This window comes from Demequina ureilytica (genome assembly GCF_048553575.1).
GTDB lineage: Bacteria > Actinomycetota > Actinomycetes > Actinomycetales > Demequinaceae > Demequina.
In genome coordinates, this window is record NZ_JBLZIE010000001.1 from 1,156,979 (window position 1) to 1,172,091 (window position 15,113).

The following is a 15,113-nucleotide window of genomic DNA, read 5'->3' on the forward strand; positions in this document are numbered from 1 at the left end:
CGAGATCTTTCGTGACCAAACCGTAATGACGAGTCGAAGACATAAGTTGCGCACGCGCCAGTCACTTCTGCTACTTTGGCCACGTCAGCGTGGACAACGAGCCGAGGCGCATTGCGCGATCCCGGCAGGCGTGACCCCTACGAACTGGCAATGATGACAGTGACCTATATAGGAGGAACCCATGTACGCATTCCGCTCTAAGCGACAGCGGATGTTGGCCACTACCGGGGCGGCGCTCGCGGGCGTGGCACTGCTGGCTGGCTGCAGCTCCGACGCCGACAACGGCGAGGCCGAGGACGACACTGACCCCGGAACCGAAGAGACCACTGCACCCGAAGAGGGCGGCTCTGGCGAGACCGTCGTCATCGGCTTCTCGGGTCCCGCCGCCGACCACGGGTGGCTCGGCGCCATCAACACGGCCGCGCTCGACCTCGCAGAGACCTACGACGACGTGGACCTCCGCGTGGCAGAGGGCACCAACGACCCGAACCTCCAGATCAGCCAGGTCGAGACCTTCGTCAACGAGGGCGTCGACGTGATCGTGCTGCTCCCCACCGACGGCGCGGCGCTCACCGAGGCCGCGATCAACGCGATGAACGCCGGTGTTCCGGTCGTGAACGTGGACCGCGAGTTCTCTTCCAGCGATGCCGCGCGCGTCACCATCCTCGGTGACAACTACGGCATGGGTGTCAGCGCAGGCGAGTACATGTGCGAGCGCCTCGGCGACAACCCAGACGCCATCATCGGTGAGATCGCGGGCATCGACTCGCTGCAGCTCACCACGGACCGGTCGCAGGGCTTCGAGGACGCACTCTCCGAGTGTGGCCTCGACGTCGACGCACGCGTCGCGGCAGAGTTCACGATCGACAGTGGCCAGGAGGTCACGGCTCAGCTGCTCTCGGCCAACCCCGAGTTCGACGCCATCTGGAACCACGACGACGACCAGGGCATCGGAGTCCTCGCGGCGATCGATGAGGCCGGTCGTGACGAGTTCTTCATGGTCGGTGGCGCAGGTTCGGCCAACGCCATGCGTGAGATCGAGTCTGGTGAGAGCGTCCTGGAGGCGACTGTCATCTACCCGTCCACGCAGGCGGCTGACGGCATCGCTCTGGCCCGCCTGCTGGCGCTCGACGAGAACATGCCGGCACTCGCGTCTCCCGGAATCCCGCGCCGCATCGTTCTCGATGCGCCCGTGGTGACCGCGGACAACGTGGCCGACTACATGGACATCGGGTTCGAGTCCTAAGTACCTAGGTAGCGGGGGGGGGGGGGGGGGGGGGGGGGGGGGGGGGGGGGGGNACGTGGCCGACTACATGGACATCGGGTTCGAGTCCTAAGTACCTAGGTAGCGGTGGCCGCCCCCTCGGTGGGGGCGGCCACCGCTCCGACGGTTCTACCGACCCACTCAACCAAAGAGAAAGCGAGAGCCAGATGCCCGCGCCGATGCGCGTCGCCATGATCGGCAATGGATTCATGGGCGCCGCACATTCCCAGGGGTGGCGTACCGCCCCCCGATTCTTCGACCTGCCGGTCGATCCGGAGATGACCGTCATGGTCGGCCGCGATCCCGACAAGAACGCTGCGCTCGCCCGCAAGTGGGGCTGGGCCGAGGCGTCCCAAGACTTCGCAGCCGTGATCGAGCGCGATGACATCGACGTCGTCGACATCGTGACTCCCGGCCACCTCCATTGCGACATGGCGATCGCCGCTCTCGAGGCGGGCAAGCACGTGATCTGCGAGAAGCCGCTGGCCAACACCGTGGAAGAGGCCCGCCGTATGGCCGAGGCCGCCGCATCGGCCGCAGACCGCGGTGTGCTTGCGATGGTGGGCTTCACCTACCGGCGCGTGCCCGCCGCAAGCTTCGCACGCGACCTCGTCGCGCGGGGAGCGGTGGGCACCGTACGCCAGGTCCGCGCGCAGTACTTGCAGGACTGGCTCTCGGACCCCGAGGCACCGCTGACGTGGCGCATGGACAAGTCCAAGGCGGGCTCCGGCGCGCTCGGCGACATCGGTGCGCACGCCGTGGACCTCGCCCAATTCATCACCGGCCTCAGCCTCACCGAGGTGTCGGGCGTGATGGAGACCTTCGTCAAGGAGCGTCCGGTGCTCGCGGAAGGTCAGGGCTTGTCCGGCTCCGCCGGCGCCGAACGGGGACCCGTGACCGTCGATGACTACGCCGCATTCTCCGGTCGTTTCGACTCGGGAGCACTGGGAACCTTCGAGGCCACGCGCTTCGCGACCGGACGCAAGAACGCGCTACGTATCGAGGTCGCGGGCGAGAAGGGTGCGGTGCTGTTCGACCTTGAGGACATGAACGCGGTGCAGTACTACGACGCGACCGCTCCTGGTACCGAGCAGGGCTTCACCCGCATCTTCGTCACCGAGGCCGACCACCCCTATATGGAGGCGTGGTGGCCACCAGGCCACCTGCTCGGCTACGAGCACGGCTTCTCCCACCAGGTCAAGGACCTCGTGGAGGCGATCGCCTCCGGTACTCAGCCCACTCCTTCCTTTGCGGACGGATACCAGGTTCAGCGTGTGCTCGGAGCGGTGGAGCGCAGCGCGGAGGCCGGCAGCGCATGGACTGCGGCCTGAACGACGCCGCGGCACGACCGACGCAAGGAAAGGAATAGGACATGGCACGACCAATCAGCCTTTTCACCGGACAATGGGCGGACCTTCCCCTCGAAGAGGTGGCGAAGCTCGCATCGGAGTGGGGCTACGACGGCCTCGAGCTCGCTTGCTGGGGCGACCACATGGACGTGAGTCGCTGGGATGACGCCGAGTACGTTCAGGGCAGGCTCGACCTGATGGAGCGCCACGGCTTGAAGATCGTGGCGATCTCCAACCACCTCACCAGCCAGGCCGTCTGCGACGACCCGATTGACCGGCGTCACGAGGAGATCCTGCCTCCACAGGTGTGGGGCGACGGAGATCCCGAGGGCGTGCGTCAGCGCGCGGCCGAGGCGGTCAAGGACACCGCTCGCATGGCCTCTCGGCTCGGCGTGTCCACCGTGGTGGGTTTCTCCGGCTCGTCCATCTGGAAGACGGTGGCGATGTTCCCGCCGGTCCCCGCCGACATGGTCGAGGACGGGTACAAGGACTTCGCAGACCGATGGAACCCCATCATGGACGTCTTCGAGTCCGAGGGTGTGCGGTACGCACTCGAGGTTCACCCGAGTGAGATCGCCTATGACTACTGGACCGCCAAGAAGACCCTGGAGGCCATCGGCCACCGCGAGTCCTTCGGCCTCAACTGGGACCCCAGCCACATGGTCTGGCAGGACCTGGATCCCGTGAGCTTCCTGTGGGACTTTCAGGACCGGATCTACCACGTGCATTGCAAGGACACCAAGCGTCGCCTCAACGGACGCAACGGGCGGCTCTCCTCGCACCTTGCGTGGGCAGATCCCCGGCGTGGCTGGGACTTCATCTCGACCGGCCACGGCGATGTGCCCTGGGAGGACTCCTTCCGCATGCTCAACGCGATCGGCTACGAGGGACCGCTGTCAGTGGAGTGGGAGGACGCCGGCATGGACAGGCTCGTCGGCGCCCCCGAGGCGCTCGAGTTCGTGCGTCGCTACGCCTTTGACGCGCCCGACGCGGCCTTCGATGCGGCCTTCAGCTCGAAGGACTGACTGAGAGCATCAGGCGCACGGCGCCCGCACGCTGGTGCGGGTGTCGTGCGCCTTCTCGCGTCTCTGGAAGGGCCTTATGTGCAGGACGGGTCGAGCCGGCTTACCGCGCTCAGGCGGAAGCGAGCTCGCGCCGCACGATGGCTTCAACGCTCTCGACCGACAGCGCGTGCTGAATGGCCATCGACGACGCGCCGGACACTGCAGCGTTGTCGCCACCGCGTGAGCGGACGATCTGTAGGCTACCGGTGGCAATAGGGGTCGACCGTGTGTAGATGGTCTCCCGGACGCCAGCGACGAGGTGGTCGCCCGCATTCGCGATCGGTCCTCCGAGCACGATGACCGCAGGGTTGATGAGGCTGACGCAGGTGGTGAGGACGTGGCCGAGAACCCGCCCAGCCTCTCGCACCGCGCGCACCGCGTCGATGTTGCCCTGGTTGATCGCGGCGGCGACGTCCTTTGAGCTCTCCACCTCGACACCCGCTGCACGGAGCTTCGCGGCGATCGCGGGTCCTGCGGCGACGGCCTCGAGGCATCCCGTGGAGCCGCACCGGCACGGGATGTCGTCCGATCCGGGGATGTAGACGTGGCCGATGTCGCCTGCGATGCCCTGGGCCCCACGGTGGACCTTGCCGCCGGTGATCACACCAGCGCCGATGCCCGTCGAGACCTTGACGAAGAGCAGGTCGTCGACGTCGGGCCAGTGGTCATTGCGCTCGCCGACCGCCATCACGTTGACATCGTTGTCGACCAGGGTCGGCACTTCGAAGGCCGCGGTGAGCATGCCCGGCACATCGAAGCGGTCCCAGCCCGGCATGATGGGCGGATCCACAGGACGACCGGTCGAGTGCTCGACTGGCCCTGGAAGGCCGACGCCGACGGCGTGAAGGAAGTCTGGCATTCCATGCTGCTTGAGCAGGCGTTGACCTTCCTCGATCACCCAGTTGAGGACTGTCTCGGGGCCCTCTGCGACCGCGAGTGAGACCTGGGTGTCGAGCAGGAGCTGGCCACGGAGGTCGCTGAGCCCGATGTGCGTGTGAGTGGCACCGATGTCGACGCCGAGTACACCCTGTCGCGTGCCGTCAAAGGCGAACTGGCGGGAGGGGCGGCCACCGGTGGACACAGCGTGAGTGACGGAGCGGATCAGTCCCGCGCGCAGCAGAGAGTCGACGCGTGCGGCGACGGTAGAACGCGCCAATCCTGTGAGCGTCGCCAGTTCGGCGCGCGTGCGCGACTTGCCGTCCCGCAGGATCTGGAAGATCTCGGACTGCGCGGAGCCCGAAAGGGTCTCCTGTCCGTGCGGATCAATCATAATGAGCGATCCTATCTGAAGGCATGCGTCCGGCATGCACTTTTTTTGCATGGAGTGACAACTTTTGTGCCAAGTTCGTCATAACGCTACTGATGCCCCCGCGCAGAGCGCCGCGCCCTCTCGATAACGCAGGGTGCAGGTCGGACGCCGCGGCGGAGCTAGGTGCAGGTCGGACGCCGCGGCGGAGGTATTTGAGCCAGGCGCCGTGCAGTGGTAGCCTGAAGGAGCTTCCCCCGGACGGCATCCGGCCCCGGCGGACAGCGATCCCACAGCATTCAGGCGTTTGCGGCCGATGGCGTACGCGCATTCCCCGCCGCTAGGGAGTATCTCGCACTTTTCAGGAGCCAGACGGGCTCGTGCGAGGGAAGGATCATCAGTGACAGACACCACCGTGGCCAGCCCCGATCAGGGTGCCGCCCTCAGCGCCATGAAGCTCCCTCAGTTGCAGGCTCTCGCCTCCGAGCTTGGAGTCTCTGGCGTCAAGAAGATGCGAAAGAGCGATCTCGTGGAAGCCATCAACAACGGCGGCGTAGTGCCCGCCAAGGCCGATGCGCCCGCACCCGATGCATCAAAGACCGAGTCAAACCGCGGAGACGGCGACGCCAAGGCGCAGCGGTCTTCAGCCCCTGAGTCCGCGCCGACCAAGGGCGGAGCAGACGAGCGCAGCCGCAATGGCGGGTCGCCCAGGTCAGAAACGACCCCGGCCGACGAGCCGCAGCCGGAAGCAGAGCAGTCGAACGGCCAGCAATCTTCCGGCCAGCGTGACGGCGGCCAGCGCCGCGCGCGATCGGATCGCCAGAGCAAGGGCGAGACCGATGCCGAGCGCGATGAGCGGGCACGGCGCGCAGCGGAGGCCGTGCAGTCCGCCGGTTCCCAGGGCGACTCATCCAAGAGCGATGGGCGCGGCGGTCGGGGCAACGAGCGCAATGGTAACGAGCGCAACGGCAACGAGCGCAACGGCAACGAGCGCAACGACAACGACAACCGCAGCAATGACAACCGTGGCAATGACAGTCGTGGCAATGCGGGCGACGATGACGATGAGCGCGGCGGTCGCCGGCGTCGCGGCCGAGGGCGCGGCCGCGGGCGCAATCGTGACGAGCGCCCCGAGCGCGGCGGTGGCAACGAGCCCCAGGCCCGTCCCGACGAGGATGATGCCCGCGATGACGAAGAACTGAGTCCCGTCGGCGGCATCGTCGACGTCCTCGACTCCTACGCCTTCATCCGCACTACCGGCTACCTCGCCGGCAAGTCGGACGTCTACGTCTCCATGAACCAGGTGCGCAAGTACGGCCTGCGCAAGGGCGATGCCATGACCGGCACGGTTCGCCCGCCCCGGCCGGGCGAGCGCGGCCAGCGTCAGAAGTTCAACGCTCTCGCGACGGTGGAGACCGTCAACGGCGTCAGCCCCGAGGAGGCTAAGTCCCGCAAGGAGTTCGGCGACCTCACTCCGCTGTACCCGCAGGAGCGCCTGCACCTTGAGACCGATAGCCGCAACCTCACCAACCGGGTCATCGACATCGTCGCGCCCATCGGTAAGGGTCAGCGTGGCCTCATCGTGTCCCCGCCCAAGGCGGGAAAGACGCTCGTGATGCAGTCGATTGCCAACGCGATCAGCGCGAACAACCCCGAGGTCCACTTGATGGTGGTCCTGGTGGATGAGCGTCCCGAGGAGGTCACCGACTTCCAGAGGTCCGTCAAGGGAGAGGTCATCGCCTCGACCTTCGACCGCCCCGCAATCGATCACACGCAGGTCGCGGAGCTCGCGATCGAGCGGGCCAAGCGACTCGTGGAGCTCGGCCAGGACGTCGTGGTGCTGCTCGATGGCATCACCCGCCTGGGTCGCGCCTACAACCTCGCCGCGCCCGCATCGGGCCGTATCCTCTCCGGTGGTGTGGACAGCGCCGCGCTGTACCCGCCCAAGAAGTTCTTCGGCGCCGCGCGCAACATCGAGCACGGTGGCTCGCTGACCATCCTCGCCACGGCGCTGGTCGACACCGGGTCCAAGATGGACGAGGTGATCTTCGAGGAGTTCAAGGGCACCGGCAACATGGAGTTGCGCCTGTCGCGTCAGCTCGCCGACCGCCGCATCTTCCCGGCCGTTGACGTCAACTCGTCCGGCACGCGCCGCGAGGAGATCCTGGTCTCGACCGAGGAGCTCAAGGTCATGTGGAAGCTGCGCCGCGTGCTCTCCGGCCTGGAGTCCATTGCCGCGACCGAGCTGCTGCTGGGACGCCTCAGGGACCACAAGACCAACGCCGAGTTCCTGATGCAGGTCGCGAAGACCACGCCGGACAAGAACGGTGAGAACGAGCTCACGCTCAAGTAGCCGCTGTCGCACAAGCAGAAGGCCCCGGCCCGCCGTCAGGTGGGCCGGGGCCTTCTGCGTCCCCGACCCGCGCATCGGCCGCCTGCCCCGCGCCCGTGCCCCTGTGCTCCCGCCCCCCGTGCGCGCTGGAGGGACATGAGCGCAGGATCCGTGCCAGATCCAGCACTCATGTCCCTCCAGGACGCGCGAGGCGGCCCGCGACCACGGTCAGCACCCGTTGGCGGCTTCGCTCGGGGTGCCGCGCCACGTCCTCCCACCCGAGCCGGATGGTGACGTAGCCCGCCGTTGTCAGGTCGTTCTGTCGGTCGCGATCGTCATTGCGGGCCTGGCGCGTGGAGTGGTAGCGATCGCCGTCCAGTTCGACCACCACCATCGCCGCTCGGTGGAGCATATCGACGGCCGGACGGCGCGGGCCCAGCCGGAGTTCGACTTGCCATTCGAACTCGCGAAAGCGCGCATCGGCGAAGGTCTCGTGCTTGGCGCGCACCTCGAGGGGAGTGGTCGCTCCCTCGGCGAACCATCCGAGTACACGCTCCAGGTCGCGGCGGCCGGATACACGCGGGGAGCGATCCAGCTCGCGCGCGAGGCCTTGCCACGTGCAGACTCGCGCCCATAGTGCCTCGTAGAGCAAGTTGCGCCGGTCGCCAGAAGGCGAGAACCGCCACGCGTCGAGCAGTGCGCGCTCAGGAGCAGTGCAGGCGACGCCGTGCGGAAGGCTGTGCGCCCGCATCGGCCTTCCTTGGCGACAGCGGACCCATGCCGGAACGCGCGGACGAAAGCCATCGATGACACGGATATCGGCCAGCCGCGGCGTGGGGAGCGCATCTGAGTACAGCCGCAAAGCGAGTGGCCCGGTCACGAGCCCGGCGGGATGCCAGAGGTTCAAAGCCTCGCCGCGCACCAGCGCAGACGCTTGATGAACCGCGCCGCAGTACACCCCGGGCAGGATGCGGCTCGCGTTGCCGTCCGCCACCTCGTGTTCGAGTGACGTCCGGGTCCAGTGCTCGAGAATGTCCGCCCGGCTGAACGCATGGGCATTCGCGGCAAGGAACGCTTGGAGGCCGTCGCCTAATTGGACGAGGCCCGGAATGGGTCGCATGAAGGCATTTGACCGGCCTCTCGGCGCTGACGAAGGCCGGTGACGGCGCTTCTGTGGATAGTTGATGCGCCCTGGAGGGACATGGACGCCGGATCTTGGCGGCATGCTGCACTCATGTCCCTCCAGCGCGGGAGAGGGCGGGGGAGGGAGCGAGCAAGCGGCCGATGCGCGGGCCGGCTACGCGCTGGGCGGACACCCGGCGGGTAGCCCCGCGTGCACGGACGTGGCAGAATAGACCGCTGGCCGTCCGGTTCACCGACCGCGAAGTACGCGCGAGGACCCGGAGGCAACTCAAAGGGAGCACCATGAAGAAGGATATTCACCCCGAGTACGTGACCACCACTGTCACGTGCACCTGCGGTTCCACGTTCGAGACCAAGTCCACCGTGAAGTCCGGCGCGATCAGCGTCGAGGTCTGCTCGGCGTGCCACCCGTTCTACACCGGCAAGCAGAAGATTCTCGACACCGGCGGCCGCGTGGCCCGCTTCGAGAAGCGCTACGGGAACAAGTAGTCCGACAAGCCTCCACACGACGTGGCCGAAGCCTTCGCTGCCGTCCTGCCTCTGCTGGACGAGTACGCCGACATCGAGCATCAGCTCTCGCAACCCGACGTCCATGCGGACGCCGGGCGCGCGCGCAAACTCGGACGGCGCTTTGCGGAGCTCGGCCGCGTCGTTGCCGCGCACCGGGCCTGGGAGGCTGCGCAGGAGGACCTCGAGGCAGCGCGCGGCATGGCCGATGCGGACCCTGAGTTCGCCGCCGAGGTCCCCGCTCTCGAGCGGGCCGCGGAGGAGACGACGGAGAAGCTGCGCCGGATCCTGATCCCGCGCGACCCCGACGACTCCCGCGACGTGATCCTCGAGATCAAGTCCGGGGAGGGCGGCGAGGAGTCGGCACTGTTCGCGGGCGACCTGCTGAAGATGTATCTCAAGTTCGCGGAGACCCGCGGCTGGCAGGCCGAGGTCCTCGAGGCCACGCCTACCGACATGGGCGGCTTCAAGGACATCTCCGTGGCGATCAAGACCAAGGGCGCGGTCGATCCGGAGAACGGCGTATGGGCGCACCTCAAGTACGAGGGCGGCGTCCACCGCGTGCAGCGTGTGCCGGCGACCGAGTCTCAGGGCCGCATCCACACTTCCGCTGCGGGCGTGCTGGTCTACCCGGAGGTCGAGACCGTCGAGGAGGTGGAGATCGACATGAACGATGTCCGTGTCGACGTCTACCGCTCCTCCGGTCCCGGCGGCCAGTCGGTCAACACCACCGACTCCGCCGTCCGCCTCACGCACGAGCCGACGGGCATCGTGGTGAGTTGCCAGAACGAGAAAAGCCAGCTCCAGAACAAGGAGTCCGCGATGCGGATCCTGCGCGCGCGCATTCTTGCGGCGCAGAAGGAGGCGGCCGATGCGGAGGCTCAGGACATCCGCAAGTCACAGGTGCGCACGGTGGACCGGTCGGAGCGCATTCGCACCTACAACTACCCGGAGAACCGCATCGCGGATCACCGCACGGGGTACAAGGCCTATAACCTCGACCACGTGCTCTCCGGCGACCTCGGACCCGTGGTGCAGTCCGCGATCGACGCCGACGAGGCCGCCCGACTCGAAGCCCACGGGGCCTGATGCCCAGCGTCGGCGCACGGTTGCGCGGCATCGCAGCACGCTTGGCCGCGGCCGGCGTGCCCTCTCCTGAGGCCGATGCGGTCGCGCTGATCGCGCATACGTTCGGGTGGTCGCTGAGCCAGGTGCGCACTGCGGCCGCTCGCGACGATCACTGGCCCGAGGACCCGCTCGACTTCGAGCTGCTCGAGGCACGGGTCGAACGCAGGGCGAGCCGCGAGCCGCTGCAGCACATCACTGGCGTGGCGTACTTTCGTGACCTCGAGCTCCAGGTGGGCGACGGAGTGTTCATCCCGCGACCTGAGACCGAGACCGTCGCGCAGGCCGCGATCGATGCGGCGCGCGCGGCCAAGCCGGGTCGCGACGGGCGCGTGCGCGTGACGGACCTGTGCGCGGGATCCGGGGCGATCGGTCTGTCGGTCGCGAGCGAGGTCGAGCACGCCGAGGTGACGATGCTTGAGGCCAGCGAGGGCGCTCTGGTCTATCTGAGGCTGAACGCCCGGTTCATGCCGTCCGACGTGCGCCCTCGGGTGCGCACCGTGCTGGGCGACGCGCGGCGCTGCCTGCACCTGTTCGACGGCTGCGCCGACGTCGTGGTCGCCAACCCGCCGTACATCCCGCCCGACGGCGTGCCGCGAGACCCCGAGGTGCGCGACTACGACCCGCCCGAGGCCTTGTACGGAATGGGCACGGACGGACTCGACCTGCCCCGGGCGATCATCGACGAGGCCGCGCGGCTGCTGCGAGTGGGCGGGACTCTCATCATGGAGCACGGCGATGAGCAGGGCCCCCGACTGCGCGCCTTCGTCGAGCGCTCGGAGTTCTGGGCCGACGCGCGCACCGCGCAAGACTTGAACGGACGCGACCGCATGCTCATCGCCACCCGTGTGGGCGTCTGAGACACTGGTCCACGTGATCTACCCCTGCTTCGACCCCGCGACGTGGGGTCCGAGCCTGGACGCAGCCGTGGACGCCGTGCAGCGTGGAGCGGTCGTCGTGTTGCCGACGGACACGGTCTATGGCGTCGGGGCGGATGCGTTCCAGCCGGCGGCGGTGGCTGCGGTCCTCGCCGCGAAGGGACGCGGACGTCAGATGCCCCCGCCGGTTCTCATCCCCCATGTGCGCACGGTCGACGGCCTCGCCCGTGACGTGCCGGCGTCCGCTCGCGCCCTCATGGAGGAGCTGTGGCCCGGCGCACTGACGGTCATCGTCCACGCGCAGCCGTCCCTCGCCTGGGATCTGGGTGACACCCACGGGACCGTCGCGCTGCGGCAGCCTGACCACGGCGCGGCCCTCGCGCTGCTGGCGCGCACCGGGCCCCTCGCGGTCACGAGCGCCAACCTCACCGGCCAGCCTGCGGCCACGACCGCCGAGGGGGCACGGGAGCAGCTGGGACAAGCCGTTGCGGTCTACCTCGACGGCGGCGACAGCCCGCTCGGCACCGCCTCCACCATCGTCGACGCCACCGACCCGGCGGGACTGCGGGTGGTGCGTGACGGGGGAGTGCCCCGGGAGCGGCTGGTCGAGATCGTCGGCGAGGACGCGTTCGCACCCGGACCGGAACCCGAAGGCGGGCCCCACGGGTGAAGGTCTATCTCACCCTCATGGTGATCGCCGCGCTCGTTGCGTATGCGGCCACTCCGGCGATGCGGCACCTGGCCTTCCGGGTGGGAGCGGTCACCGCCGTGCGCGAGCGCGACGTCCACGCCACGCCCACTGCCAGGCTCGGCGGTCTGGCGATCTTCCTCGGGCTCGCGGCCGGCATCGTCATCGCGCAGAACATCCCGTTCCTGCAGCCCGTCTTCGACGCGTCGGGCGCGGCCTGGGGTGTGCTCGCCGGTGCGGGCCTGGTGTGCGCGTTGGGGATGGCCGATGACATCTGGGACCTCGACTGGATGGCGAAGCTCGCGGGACAGGTGCTGGCGGCACTGGTGATGGCCTGGAGCGGCGTGCAGCTCGTGACCGTGCCGATCGCGGGCCTCACCATCGGCAGCTCGTACCTGTCGCTCGCGGCGACCGTCATCGTGGTGGTGGTGGCGATGAACGCCGTGAACTTCGTGGACGGTCTGGACGGCCTGGCTGCCGGGATGGTGGCGATCGGCGGTGCCGCGTTCCTGACCTACACGTACGTGCTTGCGCGGTCCGCGTCGCCAGGCGACTACTCGTCGCTCGCCACCCTCATCCTCGCCGTGCTCGTGGGCGCCTGCCTGGGATTCCTGCCTCACAACCTCAACCCTGCGCGCATCTTCATGGGTGACTCGGGGTCGATGGTGCTGGGCCTCACCATCGCAGCCGCCGCCATCGTGGTGACGGGGCAGATCGACCCCGAGGTGGTGTCCGAGCGGGAGACCATCCCCGCCTTCATCCCCATCGTGCTGCCGCTGATGGTGATCGCGGTGCCGCTCGTGGACATGACCCTCGCCGTGGTCAGGCGCACCCTCAAGGGACAGTCGCCGTTCATGCCGGACGCTCACCACCTCCACCACGTGCTGCTGCGCACCGGGCACTCGCATCGGTGGGCGGTGAGCGTGCTGTACCTGTGGACCGCGGTGCTGTCCTTCGGAACGGTGTCGCTGGTGTTCCTGCCCTTGCGTGGTGCGTTGGTGCTGATTGGCACCGCGGTGATCGTCTCGTGCCTGCTCACGTTCTCCCCGCCGCTGCGACGCACGCTGTCGCGCGGCTGGCGAGCGGCGGGTCAACGGGTGAAGCCGCTTCAGCGGCTCACCCCCGAGGGCCACGAGCGCCTGCACGACGAGCACGCCAGCACCGGCGAGGACGAGCCAGCGCGGACCTCAGGCGACGGCACAGATCTCCCGGCCCGCGCATCGGCCGCTGGTACCCCCGGCCGCCAGACCAACGACCACCCCACCCCTCCGCCCCGACCAGGGAGACGTCAGTGAACGAAGAGACCGCTACCTATCGGCGCGCGCTGCGCGCGACCGTCATCGCCATCGCCGCGCTTGCCATCATCGCCGTCCCCGTGGGGCTAATCGTGGCCGGGGGAGCAGGCGTGCTGGCGGCGGAGGCGGGAGTCGCAGTCGCCGCGCTGTCGGGCATCACCACGCAGGTCGCGATGCTCATCGGCCACCGGCAGGCACCGCACATGCTCGCGGCATACATCGGCGGCTCGTGGCTGCTCAAGATGCTGATCATCGTGGTCGCGCTGGTGGCGCTGGGCAGCATCGAGGGCTTCCACCGGGGGCTGCTGGCGGGCTTCGCGCTGGCTGGCGTGTTCGCGACGCTCGCGATCGACATGTGGGCGATGCGGGCGGGACGCATTCCTTATGTCGATCCGAGTTCGAATGACCGGTAGGTATGCGTTAGGATTCTGGGGCATCACGGTCCCGGCGTGCTCGGCGGCCAGCCCGCGCTTGCCTCACGACATCAGGAGATAATTCTGTGGCGAATCTAGCCCTGGATGCGACCACGGAGGTCGCTTCCGAGCTCGCTGCCGACGAGTCCGGCTCTGCCAGCGGCTTCTTCGGGTGGCTGTTCTATTCGGACGGCTTCCACGCCCCGACCGTCGGCGAGTTCTTCCCCCCGGCGCTGTTCGGGGACGGGACCTTCTTCGAGTTCAACCGGATCATGCTGGCGCGCGTCATCGCTGCAGCCGTGCTGATCCTGATCTTCTGGCTCGTGGCCCGCCGCGCCACCCTGATCCCCACCCGTGGCCAGTCCCTGGTGGAGATGCTCCTCGACTTCGTGCGCGTGCAGATCGTCGAGCAGGTGATGAGCAAGGAGCACGCGCGGCGCTTCGTGCCCTTCCTCACAACGCTGTTCCTCGCGGTCTTCACGTTCAACATCACCGGCGTGATCCCGTTCATCAACATGCCAGGCACGGCGCTCATCGGCCTGCCGATCATCATGGCGCTGTGGGTGTACGTGCTGTACCTCACGGTGGGCATCAAGCAGCACGGCTTCGGCGGCTACCTGAAGACCAGCCTGTTCCCCGCGGGTGTGCCCAAGCCCATCTACATCCTGCTAACTCCCATCGAGTTCCTGCAGGTGTTCATCCTGCGCCCGGCGACTCTCGCGCTGCGACTCGCGGCGAACATGATGGCCGGCCACCTGCTGCTGGTGCTGTGCTTCGCCGCGACCCAGTACCTGTTCTTCGAAGCGGCTCTCGCGCTGAAGGCCGTGGGCTCGGTCACGCTGATCGCGGGACTCGCCTTCACACTGTTCGAAGTATTCGTGTCGGCCCTCCAGGCCTACGTCTTCGTCATGCTGTCCTCGGTGTACCTCACCATGGCTGTCGAGGAAGAGCACTAACCCATCACGACCTGCGGCGCCGGAACGGCGTCGCTCCAACGGAAGGAAACACAGTGGACACCACCACTCTCGCTGAGGTCTCCGGCAACATCGCCACGGTCGGTTACGGCCTCGCGACGCTCGGCCCCGGCATCGGTCTGGGCATCCTGATCGGCAAGACGGTTGAGGGCATGGCTCGCCAGCCCGAGGTCGCCGGCCAGCTGCGCGCCACCATGTTCATCGGTGTCGCGTTCGTCGAGGTGCTCGCCCTGCTGGGCTTCGTCGCCGGATTCCTCTTCACGTAATGACACCGGCCAACGTGATCGTTGTGGCAGCGGGAGAGGGCGAGTACCCCAACCCGCTGATTCCTGCCGCCTACGACATCCTGTGGTCGTCGGTGGTCTTCCTGATCGTCGTCGGCGTCTTCATGAAGGTGCTGCTGCCGAAGCTTCAGAATGTGCTCGACGAGCGCGCGGAGAAGATCGAAGGCGGCATCCTCAAGGCGGAGCAGGCTCAGGCCGAGGCCGCCGCGGCGCTCGAGGAGTACACCGCGCAGCTGACCGAGGCACGTGCTGAGGCGGCGCGCATCCGTGAGGATGCTCGTGCCGAGGCGGGGCAGATCGTCGCGGAGACGCGCGAGCACGCCGCCGAGGACGCTCAGCGTCTGGTGCAGACGGCTCACAAGCAGATCGATGCGGAGCGTCAGCAGGCCATCGTGTCGCTGCGCGGCGAGGTGGGCGCTCTCGCGTCCGAGCTCGCATCCCGCATCGTGGGTGAGTCGCTCGCGGACGACGCTCGTCAGCAGCGGATCATCGACTCCTTCCTCGACGACCTCGAGACTCAGGTGTCGGACAGCAGCAAGGCGAAGGGATAG

Annotated in this window: 15 protein-coding genes; 13 read left to right on the plus strand and 2 right to left on the minus strand. The window is 67.8% G+C overall.

The genetic code is table 11. The features are described from left to right. The first annotated feature begins 181 nt into the window (after positions 1-181). The 3 genes from ACNI3K_RS05335 to ACNI3K_RS05345 all read left to right on the plus strand — a co-directional run bounded on the left by ACNI3K_RS05335 (position 182) and on the right by ACNI3K_RS05345 (position 3,638). On the plus strand, positions 182-1,246 hold the full coding sequence (locus ACNI3K_RS05335; RefSeq protein WP_419390806.1) for a substrate-binding domain-containing protein: 1,065 nt from the start codon (positions 182-184) through the stop codon (positions 1,244-1,246). Positions 1,247-1,431: 185 nt separating this feature from the next. Beyond that, a complete protein-coding gene (locus ACNI3K_RS05340; protein WP_419390807.1) occupies positions 1,432-2,595 on the plus strand; it encodes a Gfo/Idh/MocA family protein in 1,164 nt (387 codons plus the stop codon). Positions 2,596-2,636: 41 nt separating this feature from the next. Beyond that, on the plus strand, positions 2,637-3,638 hold the full coding sequence (locus ACNI3K_RS05345; protein WP_419390808.1) for a sugar phosphate isomerase/epimerase family protein: 1,002 nt from the start codon (positions 2,637-2,639) through the stop codon (positions 3,636-3,638). Between the two features lie 109 nt (positions 3,639-3,747). On the opposite strand, the gene ACNI3K_RS05350 is transcribed toward ACNI3K_RS05345, so the two are convergent. Continuing rightward, positions 3,748-4,947 carry an ROK family transcriptional regulator gene (locus ACNI3K_RS05350; RefSeq protein WP_419390809.1) on the minus strand — a complete coding sequence of 400 codons (1,200 nt, stop codon included), beginning with the start codon at positions 4,945-4,947 and terminating at the stop codon, positions 3,748-3,750. Between the two features lie 376 nt (positions 4,948-5,323). Between ACNI3K_RS05350 and rho the strand changes: the two genes are divergently transcribed. Beyond that, positions 5,324-7,276 carry a transcription termination factor Rho gene (gene rho, locus ACNI3K_RS05355; RefSeq protein WP_419390810.1) on the plus strand — a complete coding sequence of 651 codons (1,953 nt, stop codon included), beginning with the start codon at positions 5,324-5,326 and terminating at the stop codon, positions 7,274-7,276. Positions 7,277-7,442: 166 nt separating this feature from the next. On the opposite strand, the gene ACNI3K_RS05360 is transcribed toward rho, so the two are convergent. Then, a complete protein-coding gene (locus ACNI3K_RS05360) occupies positions 7,443-8,375 on the minus strand; it encodes an endonuclease domain-containing protein (RefSeq protein ID WP_419390811.1) in 933 nt (310 codons plus the stop codon). Between the two features lie 305 nt (positions 8,376-8,680). On the opposite strand from ACNI3K_RS05360, the gene rpmE reads away from it, so the two are divergent. From rpmE to ACNI3K_RS05405, 9 genes are all read left to right on the plus strand, one after another. Further along, positions 8,681-8,887, plus strand: coding sequence for a 50S ribosomal protein L31 (gene rpmE / locus ACNI3K_RS05365; RefSeq protein WP_419390812.1), 207 nt, complete (start codon positions 8,681-8,683; stop codon positions 8,885-8,887). Positions 8,888-8,908: 21 nt separating this feature from the next. Next, positions 8,909-9,994, plus strand: coding sequence for a peptide chain release factor 1 (gene prfA, locus ACNI3K_RS05370; protein ID WP_419390813.1), 1,086 nt, complete (start codon positions 8,909-8,911; stop codon positions 9,992-9,994). After that, on the plus strand, positions 9,994-10,890 hold the full coding sequence (gene prmC, locus ACNI3K_RS05375; protein WP_419390814.1) for a peptide chain release factor N(5)-glutamine methyltransferase: 897 nt from the start codon (positions 9,994-9,996) through the stop codon (positions 10,888-10,890). The genes prfA and prmC overlap by 1 nt, the downstream gene beginning before the upstream one ends. A gap of 16 nt (positions 10,891-10,906) precedes the next feature. Then, positions 10,907-11,578 carry an L-threonylcarbamoyladenylate synthase gene (locus tag ACNI3K_RS05380; protein WP_419391108.1) on the plus strand — a complete coding sequence of 224 codons (672 nt, stop codon included), beginning with the start codon at positions 10,907-10,909 and terminating at the stop codon, positions 11,576-11,578. Then, positions 11,575-12,891 carry an MraY family glycosyltransferase gene (locus ACNI3K_RS05385; RefSeq protein ID WP_419390815.1) on the plus strand — a complete coding sequence of 439 codons (1,317 nt, stop codon included), beginning with the start codon at positions 11,575-11,577 and terminating at the stop codon, positions 12,889-12,891. The genes ACNI3K_RS05380 and ACNI3K_RS05385 overlap by 4 nt, the downstream gene beginning before the upstream one ends. Further along, complete coding sequence (locus ACNI3K_RS05390) at positions 12,888-13,304, plus strand: Cg1360 family ATP-synthase-associated protein (protein ID WP_419390816.1); 417 nt, start codon at positions 12,888-12,890, stop codon at positions 13,302-13,304. The genes ACNI3K_RS05385 and ACNI3K_RS05390 overlap by 4 nt, the downstream gene beginning before the upstream one ends. 86 nt (positions 13,305-13,390) lie before the next feature. After that, positions 13,391-14,260 (plus strand): F0F1 ATP synthase subunit A, encoded by an 870-nt coding sequence (gene atpB, locus ACNI3K_RS05395; protein ID WP_419390817.1) that lies wholly within the window; start codon positions 13,391-13,393, stop codon positions 14,258-14,260. Positions 14,261-14,313: 53 nt separating this feature from the next. After that, positions 14,314-14,544: an ATP synthase F0 subunit C gene (locus tag ACNI3K_RS05400; RefSeq protein WP_301142635.1), complete on the plus strand. Its 231-nt coding sequence runs from the start codon at positions 14,314-14,316 to the stop codon at positions 14,542-14,544. Further along, the gene (locus tag ACNI3K_RS05405; RefSeq protein WP_419390818.1) at positions 14,544-15,113 is read left to right on the plus strand and encodes a F0F1 ATP synthase subunit B; all 570 of its coding nucleotides are present in this window, start codon (positions 14,544-14,546) and stop codon (positions 15,111-15,113) included. Before ACNI3K_RS05400 ends, ACNI3K_RS05405 begins: the two co-directional genes overlap by 1 nt.